18 protein-coding genes and 2 pseudogenes are annotated in these 23,107 nt (G+C 62.2%); 8 read left to right on the top strand and 12 right to left on the bottom strand.

The features are described 5' to 3' along the window. Positions 1 to 28: 28 nt before the first annotated feature. Both gltA and gltX read right to left on the bottom strand, forming a co-directional pair. Entirely contained in the window at positions 29 to 1,357 is a 1,329-nt protein-coding gene (gltA, locus tag NKH12_RS12880) for a citrate synthase (RefSeq protein WP_065009590.1), read from the bottom strand. A gap of 181 nt (positions 1,358 to 1,538) precedes the next feature. Next, positions 1,539 to 2,963 carry a glutamate--tRNA ligase gene (gltX, locus tag NKH12_RS12875; protein WP_352953456.1) on the bottom strand — a complete coding sequence of 475 codons (1,425 nt, stop codon included), beginning with the start codon at positions 2,961 to 2,963 and terminating at the stop codon, positions 1,539 to 1,541. A 102-nt stretch (positions 2,964 to 3,065) separates the two neighbouring features. Between gltX and NKH12_RS12870 the strand changes: the two genes are divergently transcribed. Then, a complete protein-coding gene (locus NKH12_RS12870; RefSeq protein ID WP_352953455.1) occupies positions 3,066 to 5,522 on the top strand; it encodes a ComEC/Rec2 family competence protein in 2,457 nt (818 codons plus the stop codon). Here NKH12_RS12870 and lexA read toward each other — a convergent pair. The 6 genes from lexA to NKH12_RS12840 form a co-directional block, all read right to left on the bottom strand. Then, a complete protein-coding gene (lexA, locus tag NKH12_RS12865) occupies positions 5,516 to 6,253 on the bottom strand; it encodes a transcriptional repressor LexA (protein WP_258116956.1) in 738 nt (245 codons plus the stop codon). The genes NKH12_RS12870 and lexA overlap by 7 nt on opposite strands. Positions 6,254 to 6,357: 104 nt before the next feature. Then, positions 6,358 to 7,563, bottom strand: a complete 1,206-nt coding sequence (locus NKH12_RS12860; RefSeq protein ID WP_352953454.1) for a molybdopterin molybdotransferase MoeA — start codon at positions 7,561 to 7,563, stop codon at positions 6,358 to 6,360. Beyond that, positions 7,563 to 8,060, bottom strand: a complete 498-nt coding sequence (gene moaC / locus NKH12_RS12855; RefSeq protein ID WP_352953491.1) for a cyclic pyranopterin monophosphate synthase MoaC — start codon at positions 8,058 to 8,060, stop codon at positions 7,563 to 7,565. The genes NKH12_RS12860 and moaC overlap by 1 nt, the downstream gene beginning before the upstream one ends. 66 nt (positions 8,061 to 8,126) lie before the next feature. Continuing rightward, a complete protein-coding gene (gene trpC / locus NKH12_RS12850; protein WP_352953453.1) occupies positions 8,127 to 8,978 on the bottom strand; it encodes an indole-3-glycerol phosphate synthase TrpC in 852 nt (283 codons plus the stop codon). 4 nt (positions 8,979 to 8,982) lie between these two features. Then, positions 8,983 to 9,993: an anthranilate phosphoribosyltransferase gene (trpD, locus tag NKH12_RS12845; RefSeq protein WP_352953452.1), complete on the bottom strand. Its 1,011-nt coding sequence runs from the start codon at positions 9,991 to 9,993 to the stop codon at positions 8,983 to 8,985. Beyond that, positions 9,990 to 11,882 (bottom strand): peptidyl-prolyl cis-trans isomerase, encoded by a 1,893-nt coding sequence (locus NKH12_RS12840; protein ID WP_352953451.1) that lies wholly within the window; start codon positions 11,880 to 11,882, stop codon positions 9,990 to 9,992. The genes trpD and NKH12_RS12840 overlap by 4 nt, the downstream gene beginning before the upstream one ends. A 144-nt stretch (positions 11,883 to 12,026) precedes the next feature. Between NKH12_RS12840 and tpiA the strand changes: the two genes are divergently transcribed. The 6 genes from tpiA (at position 12,027) to NKH12_RS12810 (ending at position 17,836) form a co-directional block, all read left to right on the top strand. Next, on the top strand, positions 12,027 to 12,782 hold the full coding sequence (gene tpiA, locus NKH12_RS12835) for a triose-phosphate isomerase (RefSeq protein WP_352953450.1): 756 nt from the start codon (positions 12,027 to 12,029) through the stop codon (positions 12,780 to 12,782). Positions 12,783 to 13,064: 282 nt separating this feature from the next. Then, positions 13,065 to 13,517, top strand: coding sequence for a preprotein translocase subunit SecG (gene secG, locus NKH12_RS12830; RefSeq protein ID WP_352953449.1), 453 nt, complete (start codon positions 13,065 to 13,067; stop codon positions 13,515 to 13,517). A gap of 212 nt (positions 13,518 to 13,729) precedes the next feature. Beyond that, entirely contained in the window at positions 13,730 to 14,845 is a 1,116-nt protein-coding gene (locus NKH12_RS12825) for a L,D-transpeptidase (RefSeq protein ID WP_352953490.1), read from the top strand. 138 nt (positions 14,846 to 14,983) lie between these two features. After that, the gene (gene pyrG, locus NKH12_RS12820) at positions 14,984 to 16,621 is read left to right on the top strand and encodes a CTP synthase (RefSeq protein ID WP_352953448.1); all 1,638 of its coding nucleotides are present in this window, start codon (positions 14,984 to 14,986) and stop codon (positions 16,619 to 16,621) included. 14 nt (positions 16,622 to 16,635) lie between these two features. Then, positions 16,636 to 17,175 carry a DUF1697 domain-containing protein gene (locus NKH12_RS12815; protein WP_352953447.1) on the top strand — a complete coding sequence of 180 codons (540 nt, stop codon included), beginning with the start codon at positions 16,636 to 16,638 and terminating at the stop codon, positions 17,173 to 17,175. A gap of 358 nt (positions 17,176 to 17,533) precedes the next feature. After that, positions 17,534 to 17,836 carry a DUF982 domain-containing protein gene (locus tag NKH12_RS12810; RefSeq protein ID WP_352953446.1) on the top strand — a complete coding sequence of 101 codons (303 nt, stop codon included), beginning with the start codon at positions 17,534 to 17,536 and terminating at the stop codon, positions 17,834 to 17,836. Between the two features lie 220 nt (positions 17,837 to 18,056). On the opposite strand, the gene NKH12_RS12805 is transcribed toward NKH12_RS12810, so the two are convergent. The 3 genes and pseudogenes from NKH12_RS12805 to NKH12_RS12795 all read right to left on the bottom strand — a co-directional run bounded on the left by NKH12_RS12805 (position 18,057) and on the right by NKH12_RS12795 (position 21,271). After that, entirely contained in the window at positions 18,057 to 19,868 is a 1,812-nt protein-coding gene (locus NKH12_RS12805) for an alpha,alpha-trehalose-phosphate synthase (UDP-forming) (RefSeq protein ID WP_502910787.1), read from the bottom strand. 118 nt (positions 19,869 to 19,986) lie between these two features. Then, positions 19,987 to 20,205: pseudogene (locus NKH12_RS12800) on the bottom strand (amylo-alpha-1,6-glucosidase); the annotation flags it as partial. A gap of 4 nt (positions 20,206 to 20,209) precedes the next feature. Further along, a complete protein-coding gene (locus tag NKH12_RS12795; protein ID WP_352953445.1) occupies positions 20,210 to 21,271 on the bottom strand; it encodes a glycosyltransferase family 4 protein in 1,062 nt (353 codons plus the stop codon). A gap of 219 nt (positions 21,272 to 21,490) precedes the next feature. On the opposite strand from NKH12_RS12795, the gene NKH12_RS12790 reads away from it, so the two are divergent. After that, positions 21,491 to 21,793: a DUF982 domain-containing protein gene (locus NKH12_RS12790; RefSeq protein ID WP_352953444.1), complete on the top strand. Its 303-nt coding sequence runs from the start codon at positions 21,491 to 21,493 to the stop codon at positions 21,791 to 21,793. 240 nt (positions 21,794 to 22,033) lie between these two features. Here the strand turns inward: NKH12_RS12790 and NKH12_RS12785 are convergent. Further along, positions 22,034 to 23,107: pseudogene (locus NKH12_RS12785) on the bottom strand (calcium-binding protein); the annotation flags it as partial.

Raw genomic sequence — 23,107 nt, 5'->3', positions numbered from 1 at the left:
CAGCGCTCCCTTACTACTCCCTACTCCCTCATCTCTTCGCAATCGGCACGTAGTCGCGTTCCGGCGCACCTGTATAAAGCTGGCGCGGGCGACCGATCTTCTGGTGCGGGTCCTCGATCATTTCTTTCCACTGCGCGATCCAGCCGACGGTGCGGGCGACCGCGAACAGCACCGTGAACATGGTGGTGGGGAAGCCCAGCGCCTTCAGCGTGATGCCGGAATAGAAATCGACGTTGGGATAAAGCTTCTTCTCGATGAAATAGGAGTCGGTCAGCGCGATCTTTTCCAGTTCCATGGCGATGTCGAGCAGCGGATCGTCCTTAATGCCGAGTTCGCCCAAAACCTCATGTGCGGTCTTCTGCATGATCTTGGCGCGCGGGTCGTAGTTCTTGTAGACGCGGTGGCCAAAGCCCATCAAACGGAACGGATCGTTCTTATCCTTGGCGCGGGCGATGAATTCCGGGATGTGGTCGACATGGCCGATCTCGCCCAGCATGTTCAAGGCCGCCTCGTTGGCGCCGCCATGGGCTGGTCCCCACAGGCAGGCGATGCCGGCGGCGATGCAGGCAAACGGGTTGGCGCCTGACGAGCCGGCGAGGCGGACGGTCGAGGTCGAGGCGTTCTGCTCGTGATCGGCGTGCAGGATGAAGATGCGCTCCATCGCACGCGCCAGCACCGGGTTGATCTTGTATTCCTCGCATGGCACGGCAAAGCACATATGCAGGAAATTGGCCGCGAAATTCAGCTCGTTCTTCGGATAAATGAAGGGCTGACCGATGTGGTATTTGTAGGCCATCGCCGCAATCGTCGGCATCTTGGCGATCAGCCGCATCGATGCGACCATGCGCTGATACGGGTCCGAGATGTCGGTGGAATCGTGATAGAAAGCTGACAGCGCGCCGACCACGCCGCACATCACCGCCATCGGGTGCGCGTCGCGGCGAAAGCCGGTGAAGAACCGCGACATCTGCTCATGCACCATGGTGTGGCGCGTCACCCGGTAGTCGAAATCGTCCTTCTGCGCCTTGGTCGGCAATTCGCCATAGAGCAAGAGATAGCAGACTTCGAGGAAGTCGCCGTGCTCGGCCAACTGGTCGATCGGATAACCGCGATGCAAAAGGATGCCGGCATCGCCATCGATAAAGGTGATTTCCGACTCGCAGCTCGCGGTCGACGTGAAGCCGGGGTCGTAGGTGAAGGCGCCGGTGGTGCTGTAAAGCGAGCCGATATCGATGACATCAGGTCCGACCGAGCCGCTTCGCACCTTGAGTTCGTGAGTTTTGCCGCCGAATTCAAGTTTTGCAGTGGACGCGTGGGTTTTGCCGCCAAATTCCATTTTTGTCGCAGCTTCGGACATTGCAAACTCCTTTTGGTTTTCTCATGCCGGCAAAGGCAAAATATCTGCAACGCAACACGTCGAAAGCACCGGAGTTCGCGCGTTTGCGCCCGTAATTGGATTTGCGTGCCAAATTGGGCCAGGACCTAATGTTGCACTGCGAAACCTACCTTTCAATGCCAATCTTCTTGGGCCAGTTTTGCTAATCGATTTGATCCGCTATGCGCGCCAGGCTTTCCTCGCGACCAAGCACGGCAAGCACATCGAACACGCCGGGCGAGGTGCTTTTTCCGGTGAGTGCGGCGCGCAAAGGTTGGGCCACAGCGCCGAGCTTATGGCCGCCGGCCAGTGCATATTCGCGGATCGCAGCCTCCGCCGCTTCGGCCGTCCAGTCGCCTGAAATCGCGTTCAGCGCCGCGTGCGCGCCCCGCAGGATCTCGCGCGCCTCACCGCCCAGCAATGCAGCCGCCTTCTCGTCGATCGGCAGCGGCCGCACGGCGAACAGGAAGGCGGCACCATCGGCCAGCTCGACCAGCGTCTTGGCGCGCTCCTTCAAGCCTGGCAGCGCAGCGAGCAACTGCTCCTTGCGTATCTCGTCGAGGCGCGCTGCGATCGCCGGGCCGCCTTCGAGATAGGGCAAGGTGTTGATGAAGATACCGAGCAATTCGTCGTCATTCATGCGGCGCATGTGCACGCCGTTCAGCGCCTCGAGCTTGGCGAAGTCGAAGCGGGCGGCTCCCTTGTTGACATCGCCGATGTCGAACCACGCAATCAGGTCGGCGATCGACATGACCTCGTCGTCGCCGTGGCTCCAGCCGAGCCGCGCCAGGTAGTTGAGCAGTGCCTCGGGCAGGTAGCCCATGGCACGATAGGCTTCGACGCCGAGCGCGCCGTGCCGCTTCGACAGCTTGGCGCCGTCGGCGCCATGGATCAGCGGGATATGCGACATCGACGGCACGTCCCAGCCCATGGCTCGATAGATCACCATCTGGCGGGCGGCATTGGTCAGATGATCGTCTCCGCGGATGATGTGGGTGATGCCCATGTCATGATCGTCGACGACGACCGCATGCATATAGGTCGGATTGCCGTCCGAGCGCAGGATGATGAAATCGTCAAGATCCTTGTTGGGGAAGCGGACTTCGCCCTGCACGAGGTCATGCACCACCGTCTCGCCGTCGGCCGGAGCCTTGATGCGGATCGCGCCCTTGGCGCCGGCCGGCGCCTCCGACGGGTCGCGGTCGCGCCAGCGGCCGTCATAGCGGGGAGGCAGCCCCTTGGCACGCGCGCTTTCGCGCATCGCCTCCAGCTCGGCCCGCGTCGCATAGCAGTGATACGCCTTGCCGAGCCGCACCAACTCCTCGGCGACGGCGCGGTGGCGCGGTGCGCGCTCGAACTGCGATACCGGGTCGCCGTCCCAGGTGAGGCCGAGCCAGGAGAGCCCGTCGCGGATGGCGGCGGTTGCCGCATCGGTCGAACGCTCACGATCGGTGTCCTCGATGCGCAGCAGCATCGTGCCGCCAGTGTGTTTCGCATACAGCCAGTTGAACAGCGCCGTGCGCGCTCCGCCAATATGCAGGAAGCCGGTGGGCGAGGGGGCAAAACGGGTGACGACCTTGTCGGACATGGAACTCTCAGGCAAGCGCAGGAAACGGATGTGATTGCGCGGACTTTCGCGCGTCGCGCGTTCATGTAGCATAGGAGGTCAAGGGCGCAAGGGGCAGACCCGATGGCTGGACCAGGCCGCGGCGTGGACGAGAGCGAGGGCGCGATCACAAGCGTCAGCGAACGATCGCTGTTTGCCGACGTTCCCCACGCCGAGCCGCTACCCGCTCCGCTGCCTGCGTCGCAGCCGGGCATTCAGCCTCCTTCGCCGGACCGCGCCGCGCCAACACCGGCTCCAACACCCGGGCCTGTCATTCGTTTCCGCCGGCAGCTCAGCCGTCTTTCACCATCCGGTATCCGCAACAGCGTGGCCTCGGCAGCCGGCTTGGAACTAGACCGCGGCGTCGCCTTCCTGCTGGTGCCGGTTTTTCTGGCATGCGGGGTGATCGTTTATTTTTCGCTTGCCGTCGAACCGGACTTTCCGCAGCCCATTGCCGTCGTGGTTCTCACGGCATTGTGTGCAGCGGTGACGCGCTCATGGCGCAAGACGCATTTGTGCTTCATGGCAGCGTTGCTGTGCGCGCTTGGTGTGCTCGCCGCCAAGGTTGAAACCTGGCGCGCGGGAACGCAGATGCTCGGTTCGGAAATCCAGACCCAGCTCACCGGCCGTGTCGTCAGGCTCGACCAGATGGCGAACGGCCGGATCAGGCTGACCATCGACGTGATGTCGACGGCCCGGCCGACACTGCGTTATGCGCCGGAACGTGTCAGGGTTTCGGCACGCAAAATTCCCGCTGAGATGACCGCAGGCTCGGTGGCAACCGGCTATGTGAGGCTTCTGCCTCCGACTGGCCCGGTTAGGCCGGACAGTTATGACTTCTCCTTCGACAGCTATTTCGCCGGTATCGGTGCCAGTGGCTTTTTCCTCGGCAATCCGAAGATCGTCGTTTCCGAGGATGCGCCGTTCGCCGCGCGCCTTTCTTCCTCGATCGAAAAGGCGCGCGAAACCATTGCCGACCATATCAGGGACAGCATTGGTGGCGCCGAGGGGGAGATTGCCGCCGCGCTGATCGTCGGCGTGCGTGCCGGCATTCCCGAAGAGATAAACGAATCGATGCGGCGCACCGGCATCTACCACATCATCTCGATTTCCGGCTTGCACATGGCGCTTGTCGCCGGCACCATCATGGGATTGCTGCGCGGCGCCTTTGCGCTGTTTCCCGATTTTTCGTCACGCCGGCCGGTCAAAAAATATGCGGCTGCTGCCGCACTCCTTTCCATCGCGGCCTATCTCATTTTTTCCGGTATCGTGGTCGCGGCTGAGCGCAGCTTCATCATGCTGGCGGTAATGCTTGTTGCCGTGCTGTTCGACCGGGCGGCACTCACCATGCGCAATCTGGCGATTTCTGCCATCGCCGTCATCGTCGTGTCGCCGCACGAGGTGGTCGGCCCAAGCTTCCAGATGTCCTTCGCCGCGACTGCTGCTCTCGTGGGTGCCTATGCCGGCTGGTCCGACTATCGTGCCGACAAGGCCACGGCGCCGCCACAGCGACGGTCACCGGTCGTTTTCGTCACGCGGAAACTCGCCGCTGGGACAGGCACCATCGCAATGACCTCCATCATTGCCGGCACCGCCACCGCGCTCTTCGCCATTTGGCACTTCCAGCGCGTCTCGCCGCTTAGCCTGTTCGCCAATCTGGCGGTCATGCCGATCGTAACGGTCGTCATGTTCCTGGCCGTCCTCAGCGCCTTGGCAATGCCTTTCGGCTTCGACGGACCTTTCCTCTACATGATGGGCAAGGGGCTGACGGCCATGATCGCAATATCGGGATGGATTTCCGAGCGTTCGCCGGTCGATGCAGTCGGACTTATTTCGTTGCAATCGGTGCTGCTGGTGACGGTCGCCCTGGTCATCGCCACGATGGCGACGACATGGTTGCGGCTTGCGGCACTTCCCTTTGCGCTTGCCGGCCTGCTGACGATTTCCGAGACGCGCACGCCCGACGTGCTGATCTCGGAGGATGCGCATCTGGTGGCGTTGCCGATCGGCGGCGGCGAATTGGCCGTCAACCGGGTGCGCTCGAACGAATTCACCACCGACAACTGGAAACATGCGCTGGTTTCAGCGACCATTGTCGAGCCCGAGACATTCGAAAAAGGAGACGTGCGGTTCGACATCGCCGACCCGGCCGACCTGCCGCCGGGAGCGCCCTTCTACTGCACTGCCGGCCTGTGCCTCGCCCGGCATCCGTCCGGCGCGATCATCGCGCTCGCCGACAACCGCAAAACCGCGCGGTCAGCCTGTGCCTTTGCGGATCTGATCGTCATCGACGACGCCACAGCCTATTACAATCCCTGCCGCAATCCGCTGGTCCTCGTCGTCACCAAACGGCAGCTCGCTCGCATGGGCAGTGCCGCCGTCTTCTTCGATCCGCTATCGGCGACGACGCGCGCAGAAATCCGTTTTGCCGTCAGACAGCCCTATAGACCCTGGCATGAGCAGCGGAGATTTTCGCGCGAGGCGAAGGGCCTGCCGCCATACCGCAGGGCCGAGAAACCCAAAAAGCCTGCCGCTCAGTAACGCCGGATTAGTCCGACGAGCTTGCCTTGCACCTTGACCCGGTCCGGCCCGAAGATACGCGTTTCATAGGCCGGATTGGCGGCTTCAAGTGCGATCGAGGCGCCCTTACGGCGGAACCGCTTCAGCGTCGCTTCCTCCTCGTCGACCAAGGCGACGATGATCTCGCCAGGCTGGGCGGTGTCGGCGTTGCGGATGATGACCGTGTCGCCGTCGAAAATGCCGGCCTCGATCATCGAATCACCCTTGACCTCCAGCGCGTAGTGCGTGCCGCCGGTGATCATGTCCGGCGGCACCGAGATCGAATGCGTCTGGTGCTGGATCGCATCGATCGGTACACCGGCAGCGATGCGGCCCATCACCGGGATGGAGACGGTGGCAACGACGTCGTCATCATTGCCGGCCGCAGGCATGCGTGAAGGCGCCGGCTTGATCTGTCGCCCGAGGCTGCCCTGCCCAAGGCTGCCCTGAATGACGCTCGGCGAGAATTTGCGCGCCGCATTGAGGCCGGGCGCGATCGAATCGGGCAGGCGCAGCACCTCCAGCGCGCGGGCGCGGTTGGGCAGGCGGCGAATGAAGCCGCGCTCCTCCAGCGCCGTGATCAGCCGATGGATTCCCGACTTGGAGGCGAGGTCGAGCGCTTCCTTCATCTCGTCGAACGAGGGCGGAATGCCGCTTTCCTTCAGCCGCTCGTGGATGAACATCAGCAGTTCGTGTTGTTTGCGTGTCAGCATCGCGACCCCCAACAGAATCAGAAAAACAAACCCAGAACAAACACTATCTGTTCCAGTTGTGTTCCGCAACCGTTTAAAGTTTAATGAATGTGTTGACGTTTTGTTCAGCGTAGCATCAGCACGCTGCAGGCGGCGCCCGTCGCGGCTGGGGGAGCGAATGGCTCGCGCACGATCAGCCCGTTGGCGTCGGCCAGCATTTTGAGCATCGAGGAATCCTGGATGCCGAACGGGGTCGCCAGCAGCGTGCCGGCTTCTTCACTCACCACGGCGCGTACATAGTCCTGCCTGAGATCGTTGGCCGGCATGGCAGCGCCGAGCCGCGCCTGACGCATGTCCTGCCGGAAGGCGCGGCCGCCGAGGCGCGCAAGCAGCGGCTTCAGAAAGAGCTGCGTGCAGACCAGGCTCGCCACCGGATTGCCAGGCAGGCCGATGCAGCGGATGTCACCCAGCCGCCCGAACATCAGCGGCTTGCCGGGCCGCATGGCGATTTTCCAGAAATCGAGCGTCATGCCTTCGCCGGTCAGCACGTCATGGACTAGGTCATGGTCGCCGACCGAGGCGCCGCCCAGCGTGACGATGACGTCGGCGCCTGCATCGACCGCTTGTTTCACCAGCGTGGCGATCGCCTCCTTGCGGTCGGGGGCGATGCCGAGATCGAGCGCGCTGGCGCCGACTGAGCGGGCAGCGGCGGCGACGCCATAAGCATTGGACGAGATGATCTGGTCGGGGCCAAGGTCGCTGCCTGGCGGCAGCAATTCGTCGCCGGTGGCGATGATAGCGACCAGCGGCCGTTTCACCACGCTGACCTGCGGATGGTTGGCCGACGCCGCCAGCGACAATGCCGCCGGATCAAGCAGGCGGCCTTTCTCCAGCAGCACGTCGCCCTTCGAGAAATCGAGCCCGAGGCGGCGGATGTTGCGGCCTTCAACCGTCGACGCGGTCACTTCGATGCTGCCGCCGCCGAGATCGCGGACATTCTCCTGGATAACGATGGTGTCGGCGCCTGCAGGAAGCGGGGCGCCGGTGAAGATGCGCACGGCCTGCGCCGGGCCGACTGTTCCGGCAAAGCCGCGTCCGGCCGGAGCCATGCCGATCACCGAAAGTTTCGCGGACACGGACGCGACATCCTCGGCCCGCACGGCATAGCCGTCCATGGCGGACGCGTTGAACGGCGGCTGGGTGCGGAGCGCCACGAGCGGCTCCGCCAGCACGCGGTTGGCGGCGTCCATCAGGGCGACGCTTTCAGCTTGCGAGGGCGCAGCATCTTCAAGCAGGCGCTCGAGCGCCTCGGCGACCGGAAGCAGCGCCATTATCGGCCTGCCTGTTGGGCGCCTACCTTGTAGTCGCCGGATTTGCCGCCGGTCTTTTCCACCAGCCTGATGCTGGAGATCACCATGGCGCGATCGACTGCCTTGGCCATATCGTAGATGGTGAGGCAAGCGACCGAGACGGCGGTCAGCGCTTCGATCTCGACGCCGGTCTTGCCGGTGACGCGGGCCAGCGCCGTGACCTTCAGGCCGGGCAGCGCCGCGTCCGGTTCGATGTCAACGGATACCTTGGTCAACAGCAGCGAATGGCAAAGCGGGATCAGTTCATGCGTCCTCTTGGCCGCCATGATGCCGGCGATGCGCGCCGTGCCCAACACGTCGCCCTTTTTGGCGTCGCCGTCGAGGATCATCTTCAGCGTTTCGGGTCTCATCGAGACAAGACCCTCGGCAATCGCCGTGCGGGTCGTCTCCGCCTTGTCGCCGACATCGACCATGTTGGCTTCGCCTTTCGCACCAAGATGGGTGAGGGCGGCCGTCATCGTCAGGTCACCTTCGAGCGACGTGCGTCCGTTTGGACGCACCAAGTACGCTCCAATACTTTGAATCTATGCATCGTGCTCTCCGAAAATCGATTCCGATTTTCGGGCCGATGCATCGGCGGGCGCCTTGCCCGTCAAAAGCAGGCGCGTCGCAGTGGCCACGTCCTGTTGCCGCATCAGGCTCTCGCCGACGAGGAACGTACCGATGTCGCTCCGTTCCAGTCTGCGGCAGTCTTCGTGCGAGAAAATACCGCTCTCGCTGACCAGCAGGCGGTCGGCCGGCACCATCGTCGCCAGCCGCTCCGAGGTCTCGATGCTGGTTTCGAACGTCCGGAGATTGCGGTTGTTGATGCCGATCAGCCGTGATGACAGTTTCAGCGCGCGTTCCGTCTCGGCCTCGTCATGCACCTCGACCAGTGCGTCCATGCCGAGCTCGAAAGCCGTCGTTTCGAGTTCTCTGGCCACGGCGTCATCGACGCTCGCCATGATGATCAGGATGGCGTCCGCGCCCCACGCGCGGGCTTCGAACACCTGATAGGGATCGAACAAAAAATCTTTGCGCAACGCGGGCAATGTCACGGCGTTGCGCGCATCGGTGAGGAATTCAGGCGCACCCTGGAAGGACGGTGCGTCGGTCAGCACCGAAAGGCAGGCGGCGCCACCTTTAGCATAGGCCCTGGCCAGTGCCGGCGGATCGAAATCGGCGCGGATCAGGCCCTTGGACGGGCTCGCCTTCTTGACCTCGGCGATCAGCGCGAAACTCCCGGATTTGCGCTTGGCTTCAAGGGCCGAGAGAAAGCCGCGCGGCGCATCGGTGTCCTTCGCCCGCGCCTTGATCTCGGCAAGCGGCACGCGCGCCTTCGCCGCGGCGATCTCGTCGCGCTTGTAAGCTTCGATCTTGCGCAGGATATCAGACACGGCTCTATCCGTTCGAAATCTCGACCAGCTGGTCAAGCACTTTCAGCGCCCGGCCGCTGTCGATGGCTTGCGCCGCCGTCGCCATGCCATCGGCAAGCGTCGTTGCCTCGCCCGCCACCACCAGTCCGGCGCCGGCGTTCATCAGCACCGTATCACGAAAGGCGCCGGCAGCGCCGCCCAGCATGTCGCGCAGCGCTTGGGCGTTGTAGGCGGCATCGCCGCCGCGCAACTCGTCCTTGGTATGCCGCTTCAGCCCGACCGCTTCCGGCGTCAGTGTAAAGGTGCGGATCTCGCCGCCGACCAGTTCGGCCACTTGGGTCTCACCGGTGGTGGTGATCTCGTCGTAGCCGTCGCCATGGGCGACCCAGGCGTGGTCGGCGCCCAGTGCCTTCAGCGTTTCGGCCACCGGCATGATCCATTCCGGCAAGAAGACGCCGACCATTTGCCGGCTCACACTGGCCGGATTAGAGAGCGGGCCAAGCAGGTTGAAGATGGTGCGGGTGCCGAGCTCGACGCGGATCGGGCCGACATGCTTCATCGCCGGGTGATGCGCCGGCGCGAACATGAAGCCGACGCATGTGTCGTGGATGCAGCGGCCGATCGTTTCGGGGGGGATATCGATCTTGACGCCGAGCGCGGCCAGCACGTCGGCGGCGCCCGTCTGCGAGGACAGTCCGCGATTGCCGTGCTTGGCCACCGGCACGCCGCAGGCGGCGATGACGAAGGCGGATGCAGTCGAGATGTTGACGCTGTGCGAATTGTCGCCGCCGGTGCCGACGATGTCGATCGCGCCAGCGGGCGCGTCGACGCGCAGCATCTTGGCGCGCATGGTGGCGACGGCGCCGGAAATCTCGCTTACCGTCTCGCCGCGCACGCGCAGCGCCATCAGGAAGCCGCCGATCTGGCCGGGCGTAGCGTCGCCCGACATGATGATGTCGAAGGCCTCGCGCGCCTCCTCGAAGGAAAGGGAGTTGCCGGCGGCGACCTTGGCGATATGGGTCTTGAGCGCGCTCATCTGGTCAGGGCTTGGGCAACGGCGGTCTGGTCGATGCGAACGTCGTATTGCGTCTGCAGCTGCGCCACGAGCTGGTCGAGCAGGTCGTCGGACATGCCGGAGGTGAAGGATTTCTGCGCGTCGTCCGGCACCGAGCTGGCGTCGGCTCCGGCAGGCTCGAAGACTTCGGCGATCTTGAACAGGATCTGTCCGTCGCCAGTGGGCGAGGGGATCAACCCGGTCCCGCCTTCGCCTTCGCCGAACATCGCAGCCGCCCCTTCCTTGCCGAAATCGACGTCGTCCGCCCCGCGCTTGACGCCGCGCTTGGTCTGCTTCTCGAGCTTGAGCTCGCTCGCGATCACATCGAGCGTGGCGCCGGCAGCGAGACGCTTTTCGAGCTCGTCCGCTTTTGCGGTGAGCCGCTTGGTCGTTTCCGCCGCCGTCCAGTCGGCCACCACCTTCTGACGGACTTCATCCAACGTGCGGTCGCGGGCCGGCGTGATCGAATCCACCTCATAGAACACGAAGCCGTTGTCGGCAGTGGTGAGGTCGGGATTCTCGGTGCCGGGTTCGGCGTCGAACACCGCCTTGATGAGCTCCGGCGATTCCGGCAGGTCCTTGACGATGGTGCCGTCCGGCCTCAGGCCGGTGCGATCGATCGCGTCGATGGTGACGACCTTCAGCTTCAGCTTTTCGGCCGCTTGCTTGAGCGTGCTGCCCGAAGCGCGGATATCTTCGTAATTGTCATGCACGTCCAGCAAAATGCGGCTTGCCTCGCCCAGCGCCAGATCCCTGCGGATATCGGCGGACACTTCGGCCAGCGGCTTCACCACTTCGGGCTTGATGTCGGTGACGCGCAGCAGCACCGGACCGAAGGCGCCCTGAACGACCGGACTGACTTCGTTGACATTGAGCGCAAACGCCGCATCCGCCACCGCCTTGTCGGCGATCTTGTCCTTGGACAGCGTGCCGAGCAGCGTGTCGGCTTGCGTCTTGCCCTCGGCGGCGACGATCTTGTCGAAGGTCGCGCCGGTCTTGAGTGAATCGAGCGCGGCCTTCGCGGCATCAGGCGTTTTGAACACGAGCTGTTCGATGGTGCGCGTTTCCGGCGTGGTGTAGCGCCCTTTGTTCTTGTTGTAGTCGTCGCTGACCTGTTGGTCGGTCACGGCACTCAAATCCATGATGTCTTGCGGCTCGAGCCTGACATAGGAGAATTTGCGGTATTCGGGTGCCGCATAGGTCTTCTTGTTTTCCTCGAAATAGGCCGAAAGCGCGCTGTCGGATGGCGCTTCGATCGGCTCGACCAGCGATTTCGGCAAGGTCAGATAGTCAATAGTGCGGTCTTCGCCACGATAAAGCGCGACTGCCTTCAAGAAAGTATCCGGAGCCTTGAGGCCGTCCGAAACCGCCTCGACGATCTGCTGGCGCACAGCCACCTGGGCGCGATTCCTCAGATAGTCTTCCGGCCGCATGCCGACCTGTTGCAGTATGTATTCGAAGGTTCTCCTGTCGAAGGTGCCGCCGGGACCCTTGAAGGCCGGGTCTTCATGCGTGAGTTGGGCCAGCCGGTCCTTGGACAGCCCAAGCCCGAGCTTGCGGGCCTGCTCATCGAGGACTGCACCCGACACGAGTTGCGCCAGCACCTGGTTGTCGAGGCCGAGCGCCGTCGCCTGCTCGCGGCTGATGCGCTGGCCGAATTGCTGCGACATCACGCTGATCTGGCGATCATAGGCGAGGCGATACTCGTTGATCGATACTTTGGTGCCTCCGGCCGTGACAACGGCGTCATGGCCTGCAAAACCACCGACCATCTGCCCGGAAATGCCCCAGACGGCGAAGCTCAACACCAACAATATCAGCAGCGCCTTCGCGACCCAGGTTCCCGCCGCACTTCTCAAGATACTAAGCATGGTCACTTCCGATTTTTGCGCATTTTCGCATGCGCCGAGTCTGAAACAAGCGCAATAGCGTCCTTCCGGCCCACTGTCGATTGCTTTGTGGGCTGAGTTTGGTAGTGAGGACGCAGCCGAATATCGCCCGGAGAAACAAATCCCATGACGCCAGGAATCCGCCCGCTGGTCGCAGGTAACTGGAAAATGAACGGCACCAGCGCCTCGCTCAACGAACTTAGGATGATCGGCAACGGTTTCATGAGCGGGCTCGACGCGGAAACCGAAGCGCTGGTCTGCGTTCCGGCGACGCTGCTGGCGCATGCCGCAGAGATTTTGTCGCGCACGCCGGTCCGGGCCGGGGGCGAGGATTGCCACACCAAGGAGAGCGGCGCCCATACCGGCTGTATTTCGGCCGAGATGCTGAAAGATGCGGGCGCCAGCCACGTCATCGTCGGCCATTCGGAACGCCGCGCCGATCACAATGAGGACGACGCCATTGTACAGGCCAAGGCGTCCGCCGCGTGGCGCGCCGGACTGGTAGCCATCATCTGCATCGGTGAGACGAGAGCAGAACGCGAGGCAGGCGCGACGCTCGACGTACTGTCGCGGCAGGTCGCCGGCTCGGTGCCGCCCGACGCCACGGCGTCGAATACCGTCATCGCCTACGAGCCGGTATGGGCGATCGGCACGGGACTGACGCCGACCGCCGCCGACGTTGCTGAGGCGCATGCGCATATTCGCGAAAAGCTTGGCAGCGCGGCGGCGAAGATGCGCATCCTCTATGGCGGCTCGGTCAAGCCGTCGAACGCGGTCGAACTGCTCGGTGTGAAAAATGTCGACGGTGCGCTGGTCGGCGGCGCCAGTCTGAAGGCGGCGGACTTTCTCGGCATCGCCGAAGCCTATCGAAATATCTCCTAAAGCGCGTCGCGTTTGGCCGGCCTAATGCGACGCGCTTTAGGTTGTTGTTTTTACGCATGTCGTTATCGCAAAACCGCTGCACACTTTTGCGCGACATGCTTTAGCATCGAAAGGCTGTCGGGCACTTTGGATAGGCTGTGCCGTAGCGGAAATCATTGCAAAGGGCGCATTGCTTCCCATATTCCGGCCACGGGCTTGGAAATGCCGTCAAAGCATTGTATTGAGCCGCCTCCAAATCACCGGCCGTATCCGCGGCCGCGCAAGGCTTTGCCAGGGTAAACTATGGAAACCGTACTGATCGTCGTCCACCTCATGGTCGTGCTCGCTCTTGTCGGCGTGGTGCTGCTGCAGCGCTCCGAAGGCGGCGGCCTCGGCATCGGCGGGGGATCGGGCTTCATGACCGCGCGCGGTGCGGCAAACGCGCTGACGCGGGCGACGGCGATCCTGGCAGCGGCTTTCTTCGCCACCTCGCTGACGTTGTCGATCGTCGCCCGTTACGGCGAAAAGCCGATCGATATTCTCGATCGTGTGCCTGTGACCAACGGCGGGGGCGGCGTGCTCAACCAGTTGCCTGGCACCACGACGCCGCCTTCCGGCAGCACGGCGCCGACGCCGCCTACCGGCAATGATGCCGCAGCCCCGGCGCCCGCAGCGCCGCCCGCGGCGGATTCGACCACGCCGCCGGCCACAAACGGCGTCACCCTGCCAGTAACGCCGCAGGTTCCAAACCAGTAACCGGCAAACGTCCAGCGCCGCGATCTGTGGTTGTTTGAACACAGTCGCGGCAAATGCCGCACGATCACGAGGATTCGACCGTGCGCGGCACGACAGGGTGCTTGAGGCGTCTCCGATTATTCGATTATAGATTGCGCGCGGCACTTTCGGGGTCCTTGGGGGACGCCGGGCGACGCCGTGGGCAACAAGCATTGAACGATCGGATCTTCGCCATGCAGCTTCGCAGCTTCATTTTAGCCGGCCTTTGTGCCGTGCTCAGCCTTGGTGCGCCCGCTTACGCGGCCATGCCGGCGGGTAATTCGGCCTCTAAAACCGCAGTAACAACTGACGTCGTCAACGTCGCCGCCAAAAGCGATACGGCGCAGCTAAGGCTCCTCAAGAAGAAGAAAAACCCGACCGCGGACGATCTTGCCCAGATCAGCAAGATCGAGGCCAAGATCGCGGCCGGCAAGGAGGCCGCTCGAGCCAAGGCGCTCGAGGCCAGGAAGCTGGCGATGCGCGAGGCGGCCAAAGCCAAGGCCGACGCCGAACGGCAGGCGTTCCTTGCCAAGAAGGGCGTTGCCAAGAATGCCCAGCTGGCTGATGCCAAGCCGGCTAAGAATAAGACCGTCAAGATCATCGAGTCGGTTCAACCCGTCGTACCGATCCAGTCGGCCGAGTCAATTCCCGCCGAAGCCATGAACGTCGCGCTGACCGGCAACAACGGGGAATTGCGCAGCGAGCCGATTGGACAGAAGCCGCAGAGCGTCGGTCTCTTCGCCGGCCTGTTCGGCGGCACGTCCTCGTCGATGTCGCTGCTCCCCGAGACCCGCGCCCTCGACGCCGCACTCGCCAGGAAGGAAAGCAAGAAGCAGTTCAAGGTGAAGCCGGAGTTCGTGCCGCAAGAGGTCGAATTCACCGGCTATAGTCCCGGCACCATCGTCATCGATACGAGTGCTCGCCGCCTCTATCTCGTCGAATCCTCATGGACCGCCCGCCGTTACGCGATTGCCGTCGGTCGTGACGGCCTGCAGTTCAAGGGCACGGTCGCCGTCGGCGACAAGCAGGAGTGGCCGCGTTGGATCCCGACGCTCGAGATGCAGAAGCGCGAGCCTAAGAATTACGGGCGGTACAAGGACGGCATGCCCGGCGGCGGCGAAAATCCGCTCGGCGCGCGCGCCATCTATCTTTACGACGGCAAGAAGGACACGCATCTGCGCATTCACGGCACCATCGCGCCGCAGTCGATCGGAACGAGCGCCTCCAACGGCTGCTTCCGCATGATCAACGAGCACGTTATGGACCTTTACCGCCGGGTGAAAGTAGGCACCAAGGTCGTCATCATCTGACGACTTAACGGACTATTCCAAAGGGCCGATCTCGCCGGCCCTTTTGTTTTGGTTCGAGCATCACCAGGGCGCCTTCTTGGGAAAAAGCCTTCGCGGCGGTTTTTTTCTCTGGCGGAATCAATTCGGCCGCGTTAAGCGATGACTCCCATGGCGCGATATGTATTCATCACAGGCGGCGTGGTTTCCTCACTCGGAAAAGGCATCGCTGCAGCGGCCCTTGGGGCTCTCTTGCAGGCGCGAGGCTATCGCGCACGCATCAAAAAGCTCGATCCCTATCTCAACGTCGATCCCGGCACGATGTCGCCATACCAGCATGGCGAGGTCTTCGTGACCGACGACGGCGCCGAGACCGATCTCGATCTTGGCCACTATGAGCGCTTCACCGGCCGCTCTGCCAACCAGCAGGACAACATCACCACGGGCCGCATCTACAAGAACATCATCGAGCGGGAGCGGCGCGGCGACTATCTTGGCGCCACCGTGCAAGTGATTCCGCACGTCACCGACGAGATCAAGAATTTCATTCTCAACGGCAACGACGACTACGACTTCGTCCTGTGCGAGATCGGCGGCACCGTCGGCGACATCGAGGCGATGCCGTTCCTGGAGGCGATTCGCCAGCTCGGCAACGACCTGCCGCGCAACAACGCCGTCTACGTGCACCTGACGCTTATGCCCTACATTCCAACGGCGGGCGAATTGAAGACCAAGCCGACCCAGCATTCGGTCAAGGAATTGCGCGGCATCGGCATCGCACCCGACATCCTGCTGGTCCGCGCCGACCGCCCCATCCCCAGGGAAGAGCGCCGCAAACTGTCGCTGTTCTGCAATGTCCGCGAGAGCGCGGTCATTCAGGCGCTCGACGTGCCGCACATCTACGACGTACCGATGGCCTATCACAATGAAGGGCTGGATTCGGAAGTGCTGGCCGCCTTCGGCATCGATCCGGCGCCGAAGCCGCGCATGGAACCCTGGCAAGCGGTGTCCAACCGCATTCACAATCCGGAAGGCGAGGTGACAATAGCCGTCGTCGGCAAGTATACCGGCCTCAAAGACGCGTACAAATCGCTGATCGAGGCGCTGTCGCATGGCGGCCTCGCCAACCACGTCAAGGTCAAGCTCGACTGGATCGAGAGCGAGATATTCGAGAAGGAAGATCCGGCGCCGTGGCTGGAAAAGGTCCACGGCATTCTGGTCCCCGGCGGTTTTGGCGAGCGCGGCGCGGAAGGCAAGATCCTGGCAGCAAAGTTCGCCCGCGAGCGAAAAGTGCCGTATTTCGGCATCTGCTTCGGCATGCAGATGGCCTGCATCGAGGCAGCGCGTTCGCTGGCCGGCGTCGAGCATGCCTCGTCGACCGAGTTCGGCCCGACCGAGGAACCGGTCGTCGGCCTGATGACCGAATGGCTGAAGGGCAACATGCTGGAGAAGCGCAGGGAAACCGGCGACCTCGGCGGTACCATGCGGCTCGGTGCCTATCAGGCGGATCTCGCCAAGGGCTCGAAAATCGCCGACATCTACGGTGACACGCAGATTTCCGAGCGCCACCGCCACCGCTATGAGGTCAATGTCGACTACAAGGAACGGCTCGAGGATTGCGGCCTGGTCTTTGCCGGCATGTCGCCGGACGGCGTGCTGCCCGAAACGGTCGAATACCCCGACCATCCCTGGTTCATCGGCGTGCAGTATCATCCCGAGCTGAAAAGCCGGCCGCTCGACCCGCACCCGCTGTTTGCCAGCTTCATCGAGGCGGCGGTGGAGCAGAGCCGCTTGGTCTGAACCGACAGGCTACCATGCAAACCTACGTCGCCCTGCTTTACAGCATCGTTCTGGGCGAGGGGCGGCGTCTCGTCATGTCCGATCTCAGGGCCATGACAGAAGACCTGGGGCTGTACAACCCGCGCACGCTGGTGGCGACCGGCAATCTGGTCTTCGAGACGAAAGAGACAGAAATTGCCGTGCTGGAGCGCCGGTTGGAGACGGCGTTCGAAAAGACCTTCGGCCGCCATGTCGACATCATCGTGCGCCGCGCGGATGACTGGTTGAAGCTTGCGGCAGGCAATCCGTTTCCCGCCGAATCGGCTGCCGCGGCGGATCAGGTAGCGGTGCGCGTGATGCGCCGGCCCGTTCCCGCTGAGGCGGTTACGCCACTGGAGACCTATGTCGGCAAGGATGAAAGGATGCAGGTGGTCGGCGGCGACATCTGGATCGTATTTTCGCGCGAGACGCCAAGTTCGCGGTTGCTTGCGGCGGGAAGCCATAAACGGCTCGGCGTCGGCACCTCGCGCAACTGGAACACGGTGCGCAGGCTGGCCGAGATGGTCGGTGAATAGGACTTCACCTTCTCTCATAAGCAAGGGGAGAACGGGGAAATTATCTCATGCCTTCGCCGCCCCGCTTCGGCGGAACTCGCCGTTTTCCTGTAGAGAGCCTCGACGCGAGGGAACCGGCAACCGATTGATTTGTCGGCTTTGGCCTTGCAGGCATTCGACGAAACTCGCGCTTATCGGAGCACAACGGTTCGTCGCACGTTTGTCACGTTTGGTGATTCGATTTCGGTCGAACGATGTGAGAGACTTCGTCTTGGCCCGGCCTCTTTTTTAGCGTCGGGCCCTGTTTGCCGAACCACGTGGTCAGCCGTAAGTTTAACAAGGTTCGATCAGGCACGTAGCGATCGACCGGGAGGAAACGATGGATCGCCTGCAATTCTTTACGCCTGTGCGGATTTCGAGCGGGCAGGAAAGCCCTGCCGAAGAAATTTATAACGTAGCCGAAGCGATGGGGTTCTTGCGCAAATGGCCAACAGGCCGGCGTGGGCCAGTCTACCAGTGCGCGGTGAATTGCTGCTCTGCGGCTCTGGTGGGCCGGATGTCAGCAGAGGAAGCAAGGAAGGCTTTTGCCGGCTTCGCCCGCATCACACGCTTGCTCGAAGACGACATGGCACTGCCGATGGCCGGCGAAAATATTGATAGCGTGCATGCGCTGAGACGATGAACGTTCATATTTGGCAAAGTCACAGCACCTCGACTGAGGCAGCCAACACGTAGCCGGCGCCCCTCTCGGTGACAACGAGCTTCGGCTCGCTCGGGTTAACCTCGAGCTTGCTCGCGGCTCAGGATCTGCTGCGGCGATTGCAGGAACGCTGCCAGCATGTCAAGGATCATCAGGTCCACCGGTCTTTCGTTGAGGACGCGCGACAAGGGCCGAATGCTCGTCACGACACTGCCTTTCTTGCCCGCTCGAACATGGGAATGACATTGTTGTTCGATGGCCGCTCGCCGTTGCCCGTCACCCGGTCGAGGTCGCCGCGCTTGCGAAGGCGGGCCGCATCCAGAAGCATGCTGCCGGCCCAGCGATAGACGTTATTGTCGCGGACCATCTCGCGCATGGGCCGCATACGCTCGCGCTGTTCCTCCGGCGTCATGATCAGCGCCTGCAGCAGCGCTTCGCTCGTCATCGCCGTATCGTAGGGATTGACGATCAATGCCTCCAAAAGTTCGCGCGAGGCGCCGGCAAAGGTGCTGAGCAACAGCACGCCCTGTTCGTCGTCGCGCGCCGCGACGAATTCCTTGGCCACCAAGTTCATGCCGTCATGCAGGCTGGTGACCATGCATATGTCGGCGGCGCGATAGATCTCGTAGACCTGTTCCTGGGTATGATGCTTGTCCACCATCAGCACAGGACTGTAGTCCTCGCTGCCGTAGCGCTGGTTGAGCTCTTCGACATAGCGGCGGCATTCATCGTGGAGTTGCTTGTAAGCCGGGAGCGTGCCCCGGCTGGGCGCCGCGATCTGCAGGAGAACCAGTTTTCCGATCCATTCGGGATGTCTCGTGAACAATTCTTCCAGCACCTGGAAACGGTCGAGAATGCCCTTCGTGTAGTCGAGACGCTCGACGCCGACGCACAGTTTGACATCCGCTTTCAGTCCGAACCTCTCGCGCAGGCGGGCGCGGCATTCGCCGACATCAGGCAGTTTAGCCAAAAGTTCGGCCGGCCATTCTATCGAGATCGGATAGGCGTGCACCAGCGTCGTCCGTCCACCGTAGGAAATCGCTGCATCGGCACGCTCTATACGGCTTTCCAGGAAGCGATCGACGCTTTCGGCGAAATTGTTGGCATGGAACTGGGTATGAAAGCCGATGATGGAGCTGCCGAGCAAGCCTTCCAGGATCCGTTCACGCCATGGACAGATGCTGTACACTTCCGAGTTGGGCCACGGGATATGCCAGAAAGTGATGACGATCGCCTCGGGCAGGCGCTCGCGGATCATGCGCGGCAAGAGCGCGAAATGGTAGTCCTGGACCAGCACAATCGGCCGCTCGTTGCGCGCCTCGGCAACTACCGTATCGGCGAACTTCCGGTTGACGGCCTCATAGGCCTCCCAATCCGACGCGCGAAACATCGGGCGGGTGAAGGCGATATGGCAAAGCGGCCACAGACCTTCATTGGCGAAGCCCAGATAATAGGCCTGGTACTCTTCCTCCGTCAGCCAGACCCTGCGCAGTGTGTAGGACGGATTGCCAGGCGGCACCTCAACCCGGTCGCTCTTGTCGACGGTGAGACGGTCCGCTGTTCCGCCGCCATAGGCGATCCAGGTGCCGGCACAGGCTCGGGTGATCGGCTCAAGCGCCGAAACCAGCCCGCTGGCCGGTACCAAGAGCTCGACGCCATCGTCCTTGATGTTGTGGATGTAGGGTTCGCGGTTTGACACCACGATCACCTGCGTCTCCGGCAGATCGTCGGCCAGGATCTTGCGCAAGGTGTCGGGCGACCATGTGATCAGCGCTGCATCGGCCGAGTGGCCGTTCTTTTCAAACTCCCGCAGCACTTTGCGAGCCGCTTCCGAAGCCACGTCCTCGCCGGCGGTGTATGCGACCGCTGGTGTGTGTTTGTGGCGCCGATGGAATATCGAGAACACCACGGCAACAACGGAAAGGCCCAGGCTCGCAAGGATCAGAAGCCAGAGTATCTCTAAGCCATAGTCCGACATCAGAAAACGGTTTTCCTCCGGCCGGTCGGCGGCCATTCTGTTTTTCGAATTCGCAGCCGGCCAATCGTGACAAGCTGCCGTGCGTCGGAACGCTCAGACGGGCCATCGGTTCCGCTAATTGCAACGCCGCGGTCAGTCCATGCGAAAAGCCAAACTAGGTCAGCACGATGAGCGGCACTAAGCTCTCATGCCGGTCGGCGAGAAAGGCGACGACCCTATCGCCGGCACGCTGGAAGGTGAGATCCACCTTCCTGATGCCAACGCCCAGATGCCTCAGCGTGAGCGTGTCGATACCAATCGGCAGCCTGGGACGGGTGACGTGGATTTCGCCGTTCCAGCCGTCGATCTCCAGGCCGAGGCAGGCCTGCATCAGTCGCTCACGAGGCTCTTGCTTCGGCCGAGGGACCGAGCAGGCGCGCGTAGGCGGAAACGTAGTCGCGGGTCATTCTTTTGGCGGAAAACCGCCTTTCGAAGACGGCTCGCACCTTCCGCCTGTCGAGCCGCAGCATACCGGGCACCGACGCGACCGCGCCCTCCATGGAATCCACGATAAAACCGGTCACGCCTTGATCGACGATTTCCGGCATGGCGCCGGAGTTCCAGGCGATCACCGGCGTGCCGCAGGCCATCGCTTCTATGACGGCAAGACCGAACGGCTCGGGCCAGTCGATCGGGAATACCAGGCCGGCCGCTTTGCCGAGGAATTCCGCCTTCTCGTCCTCTTCGATCTCGCCGACATAGTCGACACGATCACCGTCGACCAGCGGCTCGACCATCTTGTGGAAATAGGCGCGGTCGTCGTCGCCGATCTTTGCCGCAAGCTTCAGTTTCAGCCCCGAGCGCAGCGCGATCTCGATGGCCCGATCCGGACGCTTATCGCGCGACATCCGGCCAAGGAAGGCGAGGTAGGGTTCCCCTGGGCTCGTCTCGAAAACCGGCTTGTAGAGTTCGGTCGGCAGCCCATGGTGGATCGTCGTCAGCCAGTTGGCATTGGTGAGCCCCGTGCTTTGGCTACGGGAAACGGAGATCATCGGAAAGCGCGGAAAACGCTCATAGGCCGGCGCCAGATCGACATAGTCGAGCCTGCCATGCGGCGTCGTCACCGTCCGCTCGGGCATGTGCTCGAAGAAAGAAAAATGCAGGAAATGGCTGAGGTGAAAATGGATGATATCAAATTCTTGAGATCGTTTCCTCACCTCGGAAAGCATCAAAAGGTGCGCGGCTGTCTCGGATTTCAGCGGGCGTGGGTCAAGACGCAGCGCACGCTCGCGACACGGCACCAATTTTGCCGACGTTTTTGTATCGCCACTGGCGAACAAGGTTATGTCATGGCCAAGCTCGACCAATCCTTCGGTCAGATAGGAGACAATGCGCTCCGTACCTCCATAGAGCCGAGGTGGTACGGATTCATGGAGCGGCGCCACATGGGCTATTCTCATAGTCTGGCATTTCCCTCAAACATCCATCGCTGAGGTCGAAATGCATCACACCCCCGAACGTTCCCGCGACTGCAAGAAGTCGGCCGATGACTGGCGCTTCACTCAGCCGACACGTTGCAATTTTATCGAGGCCGTGGGCGTTTTTGCCGGGAACCAATTGGCTGACCGTGAATTTAGTAAGGTTCGATCGAACGCATCGCGATCGACCGGGAGGAAACAATGAATCGCCTGCAGTTCTTTACGCCGGTGCGCATTTCGCGCGGGGAGGGAAAACCTGTCGAAGAAATCGACAGTGTCAGCGAAGCGATGACGTTTTTGCGCCATTGGCCGAAAGGCCGGCGCGGCCCGGTGTATCAATGCGCGCTAAACTGCTGCGCTGCGGCTCTGGCGGGCCAGATGTCTGCCGAGGAAGCAAGAAAGGCTTTTACGGGCTTTGCCCGGATCACCCGCCTGCTAGATGACGACATGGCGCTGCCGATAGGCAGCGAAAAGATGGACAGCGTATACACACCGAGGCGATAGATGCCGCCATTTCTCTTCAACTTGCGCTGTGTCGGAGCCGGACGCGAGCGGTCACCTGGCTATGAGGCTCGTCTCAAGGGCCGAAAAATTGCTAAATTAGAATGGTTATGGGAACGGCCAGCACGGTCCGCGCCAGACCATCCACGCCGCCAAAAGAGACAGGCTTCAAGGTGCTGTTTGTGCACCTGTCTCTGTTGGCAAGCGCGGGTCCTCGCGTGATGTCGTTGCCCACTAGCTCCTTCAGGTCACAAAGAATGCAGCTGCTGTAAGCGAGAGACCTGGAGCAAGAGTGGCGAACTGTTTTTGAGCGGCGCCGCCGATCCCGTCGCTGTCGAAAGAGAGCGCTCCAGTTGAATTGTTATAGATGATGTGGTCCGAACTGTCGTGCGCGGCGGCACCAGCAAAGAAAGCGGCGGATGTGAGGGCGCCCGAGCTCAGCCCGGCAAAAATGGCGTTGTCGATGTGAATCTTGTCCTGGAGCTTGTTGAAGTCGGCAATCCTGTCGATATTGCCGGCTCCAAGAGCGGAGTTGAAAACGAAGGTGTCGTTGCCACCGTTGCCGGTCAAGATGTCGGCGCCACGGCCGCCATTGATGACATTGGCGCCGGCGTTGCCCTGGATAGTCTGGGCGAACTCATTGCCGGTGAGGTTGATTGCCGTGGTGACGGACGGATACCTGGTGGCCAGAAGCTCGACCTGCGAGCCGGCCGCAAGCGCATAGCTCACCATAGTGGCCACGCTGTCGCGACCGCCGCCTATCGCCTCAATCACCTTGTCGCCGGCATTGTCGATATAGTAGCCGTCGTTGCCCTCATAGCCGATCATCGTGTCGGCGCCGCCGAGACCATTGATGGCATTGGCGCCGGCGTTGCCCTGGATTGTCTGGGCGAACTCGTTGCCGTTGAGGTTCATAGCCGCCGTGCCGGACGGGTTGTTGATGGCGAGAACCTCGATCTGCGAGCCAGCCGAGAGCGCATAGCTCACCGAGGTGAGCACCTTGTCGGTGCCGCCGCCCGCCGCCTCAATCACCTTATCTTTGGCATTGTCGACATAATACGTGTCGTTCCCGCCGTAGCCGGTCATCGTGTGGGCGCCGATTGACTGAAGTACATCGGCGCCGCTGGTGCCGTAGACGTTATCGTCGGTTGGCGGTGGTGGGGTGGTAGTGCTGGTGTTGTGTCGCAGGAAAAAGTCTTGCATCGCCGGAGTGTTGCCAAGCGAGGTTTCGCCGTTCTGCGAGGCCCATTTATAAGCCATGTCAAAGGCCGGATTGGGAACCAGCCTGTCCCAGTGGTCCATCATGGTCTGCATCTG

The sequence above is a fragment of the Mesorhizobium sp. M1322 genome (genome assembly GCF_040318085.1).
In the GTDB taxonomy this organism is placed as follows: Bacteria; Pseudomonadota; Alphaproteobacteria; order Rhizobiales; family Rhizobiaceae; genus Mesorhizobium.
Note: the sequence above shows the minus strand (reverse complement) of the source record. Positions and strands in the feature narration are given on the sequence as shown.

Bases quoted from the DNA above. Each gene is read 5' to 3' on its own strand.
- lexA (WP_258116956.1), bottom strand. From the start codon at position 6,253: ATGCTGACACGCAAACAACACGAACTGCTGATGTTCATCCACGAGCGG.
- moaC (WP_352953491.1), bottom strand. From the start codon at position 8,060: ATGACGGCCGCCCTCACCCATCTTGGTGCGAAAGGCGAAGCCAACATG.
- NKH12_RS12840 (WP_352953451.1), bottom strand. From the start codon at position 11,882: ATGCTTAGTATCTTGAGAAGTGCGGCGGGAACCTGGGTCGCGAAGGCG.
- gltX (WP_352953456.1), bottom strand. From the start codon at position 2,963: ATGTCCGACAAGGTCGTCACCCGTTTTGCCCCCTCGCCCACCGGCTTC.
- NKH12_RS12790 (WP_352953444.1), top strand. From the start codon at position 21,491: ATGAATCGCCTGCAGTTCTTTACGCCGGTGCGCATTTCGCGCGGGGAG.
- NKH12_RS12815 (WP_352953447.1), top strand. From the start codon at position 16,636: ATGCAAACCTACGTCGCCCTGCTTTACAGCATCGTTCTGGGCGAGGGG.
- NKH12_RS12825 (WP_352953490.1), top strand. From the start codon at position 13,730: ATGCAGCTTCGCAGCTTCATTTTAGCCGGCCTTTGTGCCGTGCTCAGC.
- NKH12_RS12795 (WP_352953445.1), bottom strand. From the start codon at position 21,271: ATGAGAATAGCCCATGTGGCGCCGCTCCATGAATCCGTACCACCTCGG.
- trpD (WP_352953452.1), bottom strand. From the start codon at position 9,993: ATGAGCGCGCTCAAGACCCATATCGCCAAGGTCGCCGCCGGCAACTCC.
- pyrG (WP_352953448.1), top strand. From the start codon at position 14,984: ATGACTCCCATGGCGCGATATGTATTCATCACAGGCGGCGTGGTTTCC.
- NKH12_RS12870 (WP_352953455.1), top strand. From the start codon at position 3,066: ATGGCTGGACCAGGCCGCGGCGTGGACGAGAGCGAGGGCGCGATCACA.
- NKH12_RS12860 (WP_352953454.1), bottom strand. From the start codon at position 7,563: ATGGCGCTGCTTCCGGTCGCCGAGGCGCTCGAGCGCCTGCTTGAAGAT.
- tpiA (WP_352953450.1), top strand. From the start codon at position 12,027: ATGACGCCAGGAATCCGCCCGCTGGTCGCAGGTAACTGGAAAATGAAC.
- gltA (WP_065009590.1), bottom strand. From the start codon at position 1,357: ATGTCCGAAGCTGCGACAAAAATGGAATTTGGCGGCAAAACCCACGCG.
- NKH12_RS12805 (WP_502910787.1), bottom strand. From the start codon at position 19,868: ATGGCCGCCGACCGGCCGGAGGAAAACCGTTTTCTGATGTCGGACTAT.
- secG (WP_352953449.1), top strand. From the start codon at position 13,065: ATGGAAACCGTACTGATCGTCGTCCACCTCATGGTCGTGCTCGCTCTT.
- NKH12_RS12810 (WP_352953446.1), top strand. From the start codon at position 17,534: ATGGATCGCCTGCAATTCTTTACGCCTGTGCGGATTTCGAGCGGGCAG.